The following is a 12,758-nucleotide window of genomic DNA, read 5'->3' on the forward strand; positions in this document are numbered from 1 at the left end:
GCCGTCACCCTTGCGCGCCCTCTGTGACATGGCCGTAACAAGAGAAGGTTATGCTTTGCCGCAGTCCAAGCTTGCCTTGGGGCTGGGGAAAAGATCATGGCCATCACGCTTTCGCGCATCCGCGCCGTCAACGCCGTCGCCCATACGGGCTCCTTCGCCGCCGCTGCACGGCTTCTCGGCGTCTCGCAGCCGGCCGTCTCACAGCATGTGCGCGAGATCGAGAGGGAGTTTTCGGTGCGCCTCTTCCTGCGCAAGAACGGCGTCCTTCATCCCACGCCGCTCTGCGCCCACCTCTGTGACATCGCCGAGCGCATGGCGGAGGGGGAGCGCGAGGCCGAGCGCATGCTGACCCGGCACACCACCCTGCTCGACGGCCGGCTTTCTATCGGCCTCGGCAACTCCATGCCCGGCATGGCCGTGATCGCCGCTTTCCGGCGACGCCATCCCACCGTCTCTATTTCTGTGGAGACAGGCTCGCACGAGAAGATCGTGAAAGCTGTGCTGGCGCGTGAAGTGGATGTGGGCGTGCTGCCCGACGTGCCGGTTGACGGCCGCTTCCGCAGCGAGTTGCTCGTACGTCAGGACGTGGTGGCGGTGGTGCACGTGGAAAACCCGCTGGCGAAGGAAGAGAGCCTCACCTGTGCCCGCCTCATGCGGGAACCGCTGATCTTCCGCAGCCGCGGCTCGTCCACCCAGCGGGTGGTGGATCGCGCCTTCCGCAGTGCAGGCTTTGGGCCAGAGCCCTTGCTGATGCTCGACACGCGCGATGCCGCCTATGAGGCAGTGGCGAACGGTCTCGGCGTGGGGTTCATCTGGCGCCATGGCACCGGGCGCACCGACGCGGTGCACCGCATTCCGGTCAAGGAGATGAGCCGTCTCTACGACGAGGTGGCTTTCACGCTCGCTGACGAGAATACCGTGGTGGTCTCCGCCTTCTTTTCCACGGTTAAAGCGTTGGCTGAAGCACAGGCGGAAAAACCCGCCGTGCGGTCGCTGTTGCAGCCGGAGGGCGGTTTTCATGACGCGAAACGTTGGAGCACTTCAGGGGGTGCTCCAAGTTTCTAGAAGCCGACCGCCGACCACCAGTTGCTGCCGCTGATGCTTCGCTTCATCCAGGACCGCTTGACCGGTGAAAGATGAGCCTCCCGAGAGGCGTCTTTCTCAGGGAGGCTCCGCTCCTTCGTCGCGAGGGTGCACTTGCGGTTGCTATGTAAGACGGACGGACATTCCGCCATCCGCGATCATCGGACTGCCGGTCATGAAGCTCGAGCGGTCGGAAATGAGGAACAAGGCCGCTTGCGCAATCTCCTTCGCGCTGGCCATCCGCTTCATGGGGTGCAGGTTTGCGATGAACTCCAACGCTGCCGGATTGCCTTCACCTCCGCTCGGTGTGATCGTGCCGCCCGGCAGTAGCGCATTGACGCGTATGCCTTCGGCGGCATGATCGGATGCCAGTGACTGTGCCAGCCCGATCAGCCCTGCTTTCGATGCCGCATAGGCTCCCATGCCCGGCATGCCTCCGTTGCTGAAACCCACGAATGACGATGTGAAAACGATCGAGCCTTGCCCACGCGCCTTCATTGCCGGTATCTGCGCCTTGGCAGCAAGGAAGGCGCCTGTCAGGTTGACCGAAATCACATCGGTCCAGTTGCCGATACTCATATCCGGAACCGGCTGCATTTCGCCTACGATACCGGCATTGTTAAACGCACCGTCCAGCCCGCCGAATTCTTCTGTCGCAAGATCCACCAGAGCATCTGCATAGCTCTCGCTCGTCACGTCGCCGGCTAGAAATACGGCTCTGCCAATGCCTTTGTTGACCGCTTCTGCGAGTGCAGAGAGTTCCGCCGATCGGCGTGCACCAAGGACCACATTGGCCCCTTCGGATGCAAATAGCCGAGCCGCTGCCGCGCCGATGCCGCTGCTGGCACCGGTGACGATGATTGTCTTGTTTTCCAGTTCCACGACTTGTGTCTCCTAAACATTGCGTCATGGCTGTCTAGCGGCTGGTCAAAGGGTGCAGCCACCCGATTTATGCCATCGGCGTCCGTGAGGAGAACGGCAGCTCTATCAAAATACTTCGGCATATCCCCGACCCCGTGCTTCAGGACCTTCTGCAGCTGGCCCTAACCGCCGGCCCATGAAAATACCTGTCCGGCATGCGAATGATCCAGTTCAAGCGGCTGGGAACGAGCGCTTCATCACCGCGTTGGAATTGAACCGAGTTCAATGCTTCGCCCGTCCGGAACCAGGAATGCCTCGATGGAAGATCCCCTCGTCAAGAAGCTCTCACTTCATGGCCCCCTTTCCTCCGAGGAAGAGAACGCACTCGCGGAGGCTGTCAGTGAGCAACGAGACATAGGAGCGGACGAGGAGTTCATTTCCGAGGGATCCGAGCCGTCCTACAGCATTCTGCTCCTCGAGGGGTTCGCCGCGCGCTTCAAATACACTGCGGACGGGAAGCGCCAGATCCTGTCAGTGCATGTGAAGGGCGACTTCGTGGATCTGCACAGTTTTCTCCTTCAACCGATGGAACACGGCGTTTTTTCTCTCAGTCCATGCACATTGGCGCTGGCCCCTCATCATCGAATTCGCGAGATCACGGAAGGCTTTCCACATCTGACCCGTTTGCTTTGGCACAGCACGCTGATTGATGGAGCAATTCACCGCGAGTGGATCGTCAATCTCGGATGCCGATCGGCTGTCTCTAGGGTCGCGCACTTCCTTTGCGAATTGTTCTTGCGGTTGCGGGCTGTGGGAGAGACACAAGGCCGTTCCTTCCGGCTTCCGATTACGCAGAACGAAATGGCTGACATTGCCGGAATGTCCATTGTGCACCTGAACCGTTCCGTTCAGGATCTGAGAGCCCGGCGGCTGCTTTCGTGGCGAGGGCAGGATGTGTCAATCGACAACTGGGACCGCTTGTCCGCCCTAGGCGATTTTGATCCGAACTACCTAAGTCTTCCTGAAAGGCTGATACCCTCGGGCGATTAGCAGCTAATCCATGTGTTTCCGCAAACGAATTGTAGTCCTCGCCGGCCGAAGCCAACGCAGCGACTGTGAATGCAATGCGGGGGCGCGGCTCCCGATCCGGAGTGATCGTAGCTGACACCCATGCGAGCAGTCGCGATCTCGTGTGTCAGTGATCTATGCAGACTCCGTCCGCACCGGCTTTTGTCTGACGGCTCTTTAGACGGAGCTCGAAATCCTCCGCCAAATCCGCAACGGTGATTCTCCCGAAATGCGCCAAGAGCATCGCTTCAGTCTCATCCAACGTTTTTCCCATCCGGGCGTCAACGGCTTGCTCGACAAGGCAGCCAGGATGACTGGTGTGGGGACCGATGCTGAATAGCGGTTGTTCGCCGACCTGCAGCCTGCTGCCAAATCTCCTCGCCCAGACCGGCGTTGCCCTCGGCTTCGTCTTCATTGTTCAACGATCGGCTCTGCAGTGGCCATGCTGGGGGCTGATCTGCTCCGCCTTGGCGAACATCGCCTGGATCAGCTCCTCTTTGATCTTCTTGTTGTCGCTCGGCACATCGGCGATCGTGGCGCCGTATGCCAACATCGCAAGGCGCTTTAGTTGCTGAAGGCGTCGGAAAAGCGATAATGGGTCTTATAGCCGAGGGTACCGGCCACCAGCGCTAGCGACATCGCGGGTGGTTCCGGCGGTGTATTTCAACGGTGCGGCCGGGGCGGCGAGTGGCCCGCCGCTGTCGCCCGCTACGCGTTCATCCGCGCCAGCCGGCCCTACATGCTGCCAATTGGGTTGGCCGTTGGCAACCTGCCCACGATGCGGGCGCTCTGAGCCGGAATGATCCACCACAACTCGAAGTGGTGCAGAATTGCCTATTTCAGATTGTGAGCGTTGGCAAATAGGAATTGTAAGTTGCCACGCAAGCGATTCCTTTGGCCAAGAATAGGAGGAAGTTAAACGTTTCAATGCCATTGAGGCAGTTCCCAAAGCAGCTCACCTGAACGAAAGGGTAGGCGGCTCCGGCACGGTCACTTCGGCATCGGTGAAGAGATTTGGAAACAGCCTTTCGCGGAAATCGAGTGGGAAGGCAATCCGTACGGGAGCCTTTGGGCTGTCTGACTTCAGGAACCCGCGGCCAACAAGATCCGACAATGTGTTCCGAGCGGTCCGCTCGGAAGTCTTCAGCACGAAACTGGCCTCGCCACGAGCAAGGCTACCGTGCCTGAGGACTGCCGACACCAGGTCCGGTGCCCGCCTGTCGTCGACAACGTCTTTCACTATAGACCGATACTTTGCCTCAAGGCGCCCGAGGTCGAACATGGCTATTGAGAACCTGATCTGGCCGAGGGCGACCGTCAGAAACCACTCACAGAAGTCCTTGAGGGCGGACTCTGAAAGATTTCCGCGCCCGTCACGGTCACCCTGACGCGGGGTGTCCGCGTGATCCATCATCCGCTTGTACTCGCCTCGGTCTTTCAGTCCACGGGCAAGGCCCCGGGAAATTGACCACAGGCCGTTGCCGCCGATTCCAGCCTTACGCGCCATTGCATGCGACATGAGGCGACTGACGCGCCCATTCCCGTCTGGGAACGGGTGAATATAGTTTAGCCTATGATGACCTGACGCGATCGCAATGATCCGCGAGCTGGCTTGCCTTTCGGCCATAGCGTATCGCTTCTGGAAATAATCCATGAACGTCGGCACCCGCTCCGATGCCGGTGGCTGATGCCGTCCGACCACGACGTCATGATCGGATGATGTTCGAAATACACCAGGTACGTTCTCGACCTTTGTGCCGTCAGGCTTCTCCTGGTAGCGAAATTCCTCCGGCATTTCATCATAGAAAGCCCGGTGTATCCATCGGATGAATTCAATGGTAGTAGGGGAAGGCAACTGACCGCGAAGGGCGAGGCGGTCGATCACGCGCTGGACTTCGACATGTGCCTTGGCTTCCAAGGCTAGGGGACGGCGCTGGGGGTCGATCTCAGCTCCAGCCAATGCCATCTCGATGTCGCGGGGCCTGGTATTGTGGCCCTCAATCAGGTTGCTGTAGTAGCTGTTCATGACGCGCACTAGTTCGGCCAACTCGGCAGCCGACTCTGGGTGCAGGGCTTGCCCAAGTTCGTCGGCTGCTTTCTGCAGCTCGATTGCAAGATCTGCCAGCACGGTTGGCACCGCATCATCGAAGAACAGTGGCTCCATGCGGGCTGGAGTTTCAAGCATTTCTTGCCGATCCAGTTTTTCGTCGGATGCCTGCAATATAAGGTGCTCAGGGACGAAAGCCAGAAAAATTGCCGATCTTGGTTGCCGATACTAGGTTCCTCTCAAAAAGTGGAGCCAGACGCGCAGCAGCCCGCTTTCAAGCCGCTACCTAAGAATGCCCCGGCGCAGCCCAATGCATGGTGTGACTTGAGCGTCCCGATCGGCAAGGATCGCCGACCGCATTGGATGAAAAACCGAACAATCGCCAATCCCAATGGGCCGGCTCGCGTAGGTTCGTCTCCATGGCCGCAATCTCCGGATCCGCCGGACTGATAAGAACGTCTTGTTCGACGCGCGCCACCACATTCGGCACCAGCAAGACCAAGCTGCGTTGGCAAGGAGCGGGTTCAGTCATCAAGTTTTTTGAACTGGCCGGCCTATCGCGGCGGGGGCGGTGGCTTTTGCGCGAGGTCCCCTTCATGCCCCGGATCGATAAGAACGTTTTGTTCGACGCGCCACATCGGCGTCAGCAAGATTGAGCTGCCTTTCTCAAGGCACCGGCGTTGGCCGAAAGCTGAGTAGTCACCGGCTCAAATCCAGCTTTAAAGCGCGGCCGGCGAAAATCTGGTCGCTTTACCCGACCGGAATCATGTTCTCATGCAATGCTGGTTCGGCGGAAGTCGCCTGTGCCGTGGACGAGCTTTCGAGAAGCGGCGTCAACCCATGCCCGCGGCCGTCAGATAGCCAGATACTCATTGCGGAGCGCGGCGTCTTCGAGAACTGCTCCGGCGGCGCCGTCGAAGACGATCTGGCCCATGTCGAGGATCAGCGCGCGATTGGCGAGTTCGAGCGCCGCCACGGCGTTCTGCTCCACGATGATGGTGGTGATGCCGAGCATTTTGATCTCTTGCACGATGCGCTCGATCTCCTGCACGATCACGGGAGCGAGCCCTTCATAAGGCTCGTCGAGCAGCAGCAGCTTGACGTCGCGCGCAAGCGCCCGCGCCACTGCGAGCATCTGCTGTTCGCCGCCAGAAAGCGTCACGCCGTCCTGCTTGCGCCGTTCGGCAAGGCGGGGGAAACGCTCGTAGATCTTCTCGAGCGGCCATCCTTTCGGCTCGGCGATCTGTGCCAGAACCAGGTTCTGCTCGACCGTCAGGCCGGGAACGATGCGGCGGTCCTCCTGAACGATCTGAACGCCGTGCCGGGCCGCCTGGAAGTCCTTCAGCTTGTGGATCGGCTCGCCGTCGAGCCAGATCTCGCCCCGCTTGAGCTCCGGATCGAGCGCTCGGGCCAGCGTGCGCAAAGTCGAGGTTTTTCCGGCTCCGTTGCGGCCGAGCAGCGCAACGACGTCGCCCTTCTGTATCGCAAAGCTGACGCCTTGCACGATGTAGCTCTCGCCGTAATAGGCGTGGATGTCGCGAACGTCGAAATAGGGCGGGGCCGTGGTGGCCGGGAAAGCAGGTTCCGGCAAGGTCATGGCGTTCATCAGTGGCTTCCTCCCAGATAGGCTTCCTGCACCTTGACGCTGCGCCTGACCTCGTCCGGCGTGCCATCGGCGATGATCTGGCCCTGTGCGAGTACCGTGATGCGGTCGGCCAAGGAGAAAACGACGTGCATGTCGTGCTCGATGATGACCTTGGTCATGCCGCGTTCCTTGAATTTCTTGAGCAGATCGATCGTTGAATTGGTGTCGTGCCGCGACATGCCGGCCGTCGGCTCGTCGAGCAGCAGCAGCCGCGGATGCTGTATCAGCCCCATGGCCAGTTCCAGGCGGCGTTTGTCGCCGCGCGACAGGCTGGCGGCGGTGACGAGCTTCTGTTCCTTGAGGCCGACATCCTCCAGCCAGTGCTCCGCCTCTTCGCGGATGGCGTGCTGGCTCGACACCATCTGCATCGCATTGAGCCTGAACGAGCCGTCGCGTCTGGCGAATGCGGGTATCATGACATTTTGCAGCAGCGTCAGTTCTGGAAAGATCTCAGGCGTCTGGAACACCCGCACGACGCCCATCTGGTTGATCTCGTGCGGATGCTTGCCTGTAATCACTTCGCCGTCAAACACGACGGCGCCCGTATCGGGCGCAATGCGTCCGATGCAGACGTTGAGCAGGGTCGACTTGCCCGCTCCGTTGGGGCCGATTATGGCATGGGTCGTCCCTTCCTTGACCTGCAGATCGACATCGCTGAGCGCTTTGAGACCGCCAAAGCTCTTGTGCACATCGGCTACGTGGAGAACGATATTGTCCATCTTTACTACGCCACCGGCTGGAGTTTGCCGGCGGCTCTCTCGCCGGCGGGCTTGCGTGTGAGCGCGGCGCGGATGCGCCGGGCGCCTTCCATCAGTCCGCCGGGCAGGAAGATGACGATCAGCATAAAGAGCAAGCCGAGCGTCAGATGCCAGCCTTCACCGACGAACGGCGCCGTGATCACGACGAACAGGTCCTGGATGCCCTCCGGCAGGAAGGAAAAGGCATCGTACAGCCGCTGCTCGTGAAAGGCGGAAAAGATGTTCTCGAAATATTTGATCACGCCAGCGCCGATGACGGGACCGACCAGCGTTCCCGCGCCGCCCAGTATGGTCATGAGAACTACCTCGCCTGACGCCGTCCATTGCATGCGTTCGGCACCCGCCAGCGGATCTGTCGCCGCAAGCAGTCCGCCCGCCAGTCCCGCATACATCCCCGAGATGATGAAGGCGGTCAGCGTGTAGGGCCGCGTGTTGAACCCCGTATAGGCCATGCGGGTCTGATTCGATTTTATTGCCTTCAGCATCATGCCGAATGGCGAACGGTCGATCCGCATGGCAAAGAAAAAGCATAAGATCAGCAGCAAGGCGCAGAAATAGAAGCCTTCGTAGCCTGTCATCTCCGCTCCCAGGAAACTGGGCGATGGAATTCCCGGCCCCCTGTCCACGCCGAACAAATGGTCGAGGATCCTTGCGTCCGCCAGGGAAAGCTGCAGGCCGGTTTCGCCGTTAGTGATCGGCGTGAACACCGAATAGGCGAGATTGTACGACATCTGCGCGAAAGCGAGCGTCAGGATCGAGAAGTAGATGCCCGACCGCTTGAGGCTGACGAATCCGATGATCGCGGCGAAGACACCGGCGATCACCACGGCGAACAGCACAGCGGGAATGACGTTCATCGTCAGCAGTTTGAACGACCATACGGCGGCATAGGAGCCGGCGCCGAGAAAGGCGGCATGGCCGAAGGAGAGATAGCCGGTCAGGCCGAACAGGATGTTGAAGCCCAACGCAAATATCCCGTAGATCGCGAACCGCTGCATGAGGTTCGGATAGGCCGCGCCGATCGGTTCCAGCCAGATCGGCATGGTGAGGATGACGAGGGCGAAGATCGCCAGAAAGATCAGGTCTCTGCCGAGCGTGTTCATATGCATCTTACTTCTCCATCACGCCCTTGCGCCCCATCAGCCCGCGCGGCATGGTCAGCAGCACCACGACGGCGACGAGATAGATGATCACCTGGTCAATTCCGGGCAGGATGTTCTTGACCTCGTTCATGGACGCGAATGACTGCAGGATGCCGAGCAGGAACCCGGCCAGTACGGCGCCGCTGACCGACCCCATGCCGCCCACGACCACCACGACGAAGGACAGGACGAGGAAATCCATGCCCATGGAATAGCTCGGTGAGACGATCGGGGTGTACATGACGCCCGCCAGCCCCGCGACCACCGCTGCAATCGCGAAAACGACGGTAAACCGGCGCTGGATGTCGATGCCCAGGAAGCCAACGGTCTGGCGGTCTTCCATGCCGGCGCGCACGACCATTCCATATGTCGTGAATTGCAGGAAGGCGATAACCAGGCCGACGACCACGGCGGCGAAGGCCAGATAGGCTAGTCGCCACCACGGATAGAAAATACCCTGGCCGAGGCCAAGCCACGCGCCGACATCGGCGCTGCCGGAGAGCGCGCTCGGCGCGTTGACTGGAATGGGATTGGCGCCAAAGCTCGCCTTGATGATCTCCTGGATCACGATGGCCAGGCCAAAGGTCACCAGAATCTGTTCGGCATGCGTGCGCTTGTAGAAGAAGCGGATCAGGCCGCGCTCCATCACCAGCCCGACAATGAGCATGACGGGAATCGCCAACAATAGGGAGAGCGGCACCGAATACTGGACGAGAAACGCGCCGAAGTCGCCGAACCACGCCTGGACGAGCGGCGTGCGGATCTCCATCGGCGATCCCCACGGTGTCAGCTTTTCGGGGTCGATCGTCACCGTCTCGAGTTGAATCAGGCGGCTGAAGACAACGGCGCAGAATGCGCCGATCATGAACAGTGCGCCATGTGCGAAATTGACGACGCCGAGCGTGCCGAAGACCAGCGTCAGGCCGAGCGCGATCAGAGCATAGGCACCGCCTTTGTCGAGGCCATTGAGCAGTTGGAGAACGAACTCGTCCATTATCAGGGGTTCCGGCGGAAGAGTGTATTTGATCGGATGAAGCTGCGGCCGCCCGCGGGTGCGAGGCGGCCGCAGCAGGTCGACAAATTCAGCAGGCCGTGTTGACCGGCCCTAACTCTCCGCCGAATATCGAGGCGTCGTAGCTCACTTGCTCTGCCGGCACTTCCTTGACCACCTGCAAGAGGTCGAATTTATCGGCCGGGTCCTGCTTGCCCTGCACGACCAGGACGGGTTTGAAGCACTGGTGGTCTTCGGCGCGGTAAAGCGTCGGCCCGTTGCCCAGACCATCGAACTCGAAGCCTTCCAGCGCTTCGACCACGCCTGCCGGATTGAAGGTTCCGGCCATTTCGCAGGCATTCGCGTACAAAAGCGCCTGCACGTAGCCGGTCTGCGCGGCCTGCGACGGCGGTGTGCCATAGGCTTCGCCGAACGATTTGGTGAACGCCTTGGTCCCTTCGTTGTCCAGCTTCCAATCCCAATTGGCAGTCCCGTAGATGCCTTTGATGGCGTCGCCGGCACCCTGTGCCATCAGTTCGGAGAACAGCGGCACGACGATTTCGAAGTTCTTGCCGTTGGCCTGCTTGTCGCGCAGGCCGAACTGGACCGCCTGCCGCAGCGAGTTGACCATGTCGTTGCCGTAATGGTTGAGGATCAGCACGTCGGCGCCGGAATTGAGGACTGGCGTCAGGTACTGCGAGTAGTCGGCCGAACCGAGCGGCGTTCGCACCGCGGCTACCGTCTCCCAGCCGAGCTTCTCGGTTGCGTTCTTGATCGACTCCTCCTGAGTCCAGCCCCACGTATAGTCGGCGGTCAGGTGGTAGGCGCGGCGGTTCTTGCCGTAGGCTTCGCCGATAACCGGCGCGATCGCCTCGCCCGACATATAGGCGTTGAAGAAGTGGCGGAATCCATTGCGCTTCTTGTCCTTGCCTGTCGTGTCGTTGGAATGGGTAAGGCCTGACATGAAGATGATGCCGGTGTCCTGGCACAGCGACTGCACCGCCACCGCAACGCCCGAAGACGAGCCGCCGCTGATCATGATGGCGCCGTCGCGCTCGATCATGCGCGTCGCCGATGCACGGGCAGCATCGGACTTGGTCTGTGTGTCGCCGGTGACGAAGGTGACCTTCTTTCCCAGGATGCCGTTGCCCTTCAGGACCGAGCCCTTGAAGGTGTTGAGCATGCCGCCGTCGCCCTCGCCGTTCAGGTGCTTGACGGCGAGCTCATAGGCCTTCAACTGGTCCTTGCCCTCTTCAGCGTAAGGTCCGGTCTGCGGGCAATTGAAGCCCAGCACGACGTTTGCGCCGGTCGGCTCGTTGCAAAAACCTTGCGCACGCGAACCGCTGGTAAAAATGGTCGGTGTGGCAAGGCCCGCGCCGATGATCGCGCTGCTCTTCAAAAAGATGCGCCGGTTGATCCTGTCGAACTTCATAGCTTCCTCCCATGGATGTCGCGCCGACTCGGGGCCGGTGTTGTGGCGTATGTCGCCTGTCTCGTTATCCGTGTCGCTTGTAATTTTTTCAATAAGACATTGGTTTAACAAAGAAATTTTGTCATTATTTGCATTGGGTTTTCGTGTAATCTGTAAAGAATTTACTTTTGAGCTGAATGCTGAGGTTTCGATGGCGAAAAATATGACCGGCCTCAAGATTAGGGCGCTGCGCAAGGAGCGCCGCCTGGGCCAGGGTGAGCTCGCGCGACGGGCCGGCATATCGGCGTCCTATCTCAACCTTATCGAACGCGACAAACGGGCCGTGGCCGGAGCGCTCGTCGACCGCATCGCGGCGGCGCTGGGCGTTGACCGGTTCGACCTCGACGGCGAGGCCGAGCGCCGGGTCGTCGCCCGCCTTGACGAGGTCGCCGCCAATCCGCAGCTGGCTGGCGGCGCGGGCCATCCAGGTCCCGCCGAGGAACTGGTCGGCCGCCATCCGGGCTGGGCCGATCTTGTGCTCAGGCTTCATCGAGCCTGGCTCGACCAGAGCGAGGCGGTGCTTGCGCTCGCCGACCGCCTCAACCGTGATCCGTTCTTGGGAGACAGCGTTCATCGCATGCTGACCAACGTCACGTCGATTAGGGCGGCCGCCGAAATTCTCGAGGATGAGGCTCTGGCGCCGAGCGATCGCCAACGTTTCCTGTCGATCATCGCCACGGATTCCCACGGGCTCTCCATCGCGGCCCAGGCGTTGCTCGAATTCTTCGACAGCGCCCAGATGCGTGTGCGCTCGGCCACCCCGGCCGAGCACGTCGACGCATTCATCCTTGCCACGGACAACTACTTTTCCGAACTCGAGGCTTTGGCATCGGACTTTCTCGCAAGCTGCCGCCCGGGCGAAACGGCCGCCGCGGCGGCGGAAAGGCTTCTTGGCGCGCAAGGCCGGCTTCCGGACGAGCCTTCCGCCGCTCACACCGCCGAGACGCGGCGTTTCCGGCTGCTGAGGACAGCCCTTCACGAAGACGCGGCGGGAGCGATCGGGCTGCTCGTGAAGAATCATCCCGCCCTTGCGTCGGAAGAATCCCGGGAACTGGCCGCCTCCGCCCTCCATGCCTATGCCGCCGCTGCAGTGCTGATGCCCTACGAGCCGTTCTTGGAAGCTGCCGAAAAGTGGCGCTACGACATCGACGCGCTCTCGCGCTTGTTCGCCGTATCCTACGAGCAGGCGGCGCATCGGCTTGCGACGTTGCGCCGGCCGGGGGCCGAGGGGGTGCGCTTTGCCTTCATGCGGTCGGACGTTTCGGGATATGTGACCAAAAGGCTGCCTTTGCCTCGACTGCCATTGCCCCGATACGGCAATGCCTGTCCTCTTTGGCCGATCCATGCGGCGTTCCAGACCCCCGGCGTGACAGCGCGCGGCTTCGGCGAGTTGACATCGGGCGAACAGTTCCTGTTCTTTGCCCGCGCGGTCGAAAAGCTTCCGCCCTCGGCGACGCTGCCGCGCCACCTGCTCTCGGTGATGCTGGCTTGCTCAGCCGGCGACGCCGGGCGCGTCACCTACGGCGACGGCATCGACCGCGCGACGGCCATGGCTCCGGTCGGCACCATCTGCCGGCTGTGCCCGCGCGACAGCTGCGGCCATCGGCAGGAGGCGCCGCTGATTGCGTGAGCAAATGTCCGGGATTTTCTAAGGCCAAAGGCCTATGGGTGAAGCGGCGCAAACCGTATAGG

11 protein-coding genes are annotated in these 12,758 nt (G+C 60.9%); 3 read left to right on the forward strand and 8 right to left on the reverse strand.

The genetic code is table 11. The features are described from left to right. Positions 1-96: 96 nt before the first annotated feature. Positions 97-1,065 (forward strand): LysR family transcriptional regulator, encoded by a 969-nt coding sequence (locus NTH_RS13775; RefSeq protein WP_338530545.1) that lies wholly within the window; start codon positions 97-99, stop codon positions 1,063-1,065. 141 nt (positions 1,066-1,206) lie between these two features. On the opposite strand, the gene NTH_RS13780 is transcribed toward NTH_RS13775, so the two are convergent. After that, positions 1,207-1,965: an SDR family oxidoreductase gene (locus tag NTH_RS13780; RefSeq protein WP_338530546.1), complete on the reverse strand. Its 759-nt coding sequence runs from the start codon at positions 1,963-1,965 to the stop codon at positions 1,207-1,209. Positions 1,966-2,262: 297 nt separating this feature from the next. On the opposite strand from NTH_RS13780, the gene NTH_RS13785 reads away from it, so the two are divergent. Beyond that, a complete protein-coding gene (locus tag NTH_RS13785) occupies positions 2,263-2,994 on the forward strand; it encodes a Crp/Fnr family transcriptional regulator (protein WP_338530547.1) in 732 nt (243 codons plus the stop codon). A gap of 436 nt (positions 2,995-3,430) precedes the next feature. Here the strand turns inward: NTH_RS13785 and NTH_RS13790 are convergent, their stop codons facing one another. The 7 genes from NTH_RS13790 to NTH_RS13820 all read right to left on the reverse strand — a co-directional run bounded on the left by NTH_RS13790 (position 3,431) and on the right by NTH_RS13820 (position 11,027). Continuing rightward, on the reverse strand, positions 3,431-3,565 hold the full coding sequence (locus tag NTH_RS13790) for a hypothetical protein (protein ID WP_338530548.1): 135 nt from the start codon (positions 3,563-3,565) through the stop codon (positions 3,431-3,433). A gap of 402 nt (positions 3,566-3,967) precedes the next feature. Beyond that, the gene (locus NTH_RS13795; RefSeq protein ID WP_338530549.1) at positions 3,968-5,233 is read right to left on the reverse strand and encodes a Fic family protein; all 1,266 of its coding nucleotides are present in this window, start codon (positions 5,231-5,233) and stop codon (positions 3,968-3,970) included. 679 nt (positions 5,234-5,912) lie between these two features. Further along, the gene (locus NTH_RS13800) at positions 5,913-6,665 is read right to left on the reverse strand and encodes an ABC transporter ATP-binding protein (RefSeq protein WP_422392397.1); all 753 of its coding nucleotides are present in this window, start codon (positions 6,663-6,665) and stop codon (positions 5,913-5,915) included. Beyond that, positions 6,665-7,423, reverse strand: a complete 759-nt coding sequence (locus NTH_RS13805) for an ABC transporter ATP-binding protein (protein ID WP_338530550.1) — start codon at positions 7,421-7,423, stop codon at positions 6,665-6,667. The genes NTH_RS13800 and NTH_RS13805 overlap by 1 nt, the downstream gene beginning before the upstream one ends. Before the next feature lie 5 nt (positions 7,424-7,428). Further along, positions 7,429-8,571: a branched-chain amino acid ABC transporter permease gene (locus NTH_RS13810; RefSeq protein WP_422392398.1), complete on the reverse strand. Its 1,143-nt coding sequence runs from the start codon at positions 8,569-8,571 to the stop codon at positions 7,429-7,431. 1 nt (position 8,572) lies between these two features. Beyond that, positions 8,573-9,598, reverse strand: coding sequence for a branched-chain amino acid ABC transporter permease (locus tag NTH_RS13815; RefSeq protein ID WP_338530551.1), 1,026 nt, complete (start codon positions 9,596-9,598; stop codon positions 8,573-8,575). A gap of 88 nt (positions 9,599-9,686) precedes the next feature. Then, positions 9,687-11,027, reverse strand: coding sequence for a substrate-binding protein (locus tag NTH_RS13820; RefSeq protein WP_338531916.1), 1,341 nt, complete (start codon positions 11,025-11,027; stop codon positions 9,687-9,689). A gap of 202 nt (positions 11,028-11,229) precedes the next feature. Between NTH_RS13820 and NTH_RS13825 the strand changes: the two genes are divergently transcribed. Further along, a complete protein-coding gene (locus tag NTH_RS13825) occupies positions 11,230-12,696 on the forward strand; it encodes a helix-turn-helix domain-containing protein (RefSeq protein ID WP_338530552.1) in 1,467 nt (488 codons plus the stop codon). The last annotated feature ends 62 nt before the right edge of the window (positions 12,697-12,758 follow it).

This window comes from Nitratireductor thuwali (assembly GCF_036621415.1).
GTDB classification, from domain to species: domain Bacteria; phylum Pseudomonadota; class Alphaproteobacteria; order Rhizobiales; family Rhizobiaceae; genus Chelativorans; species Chelativorans thuwali.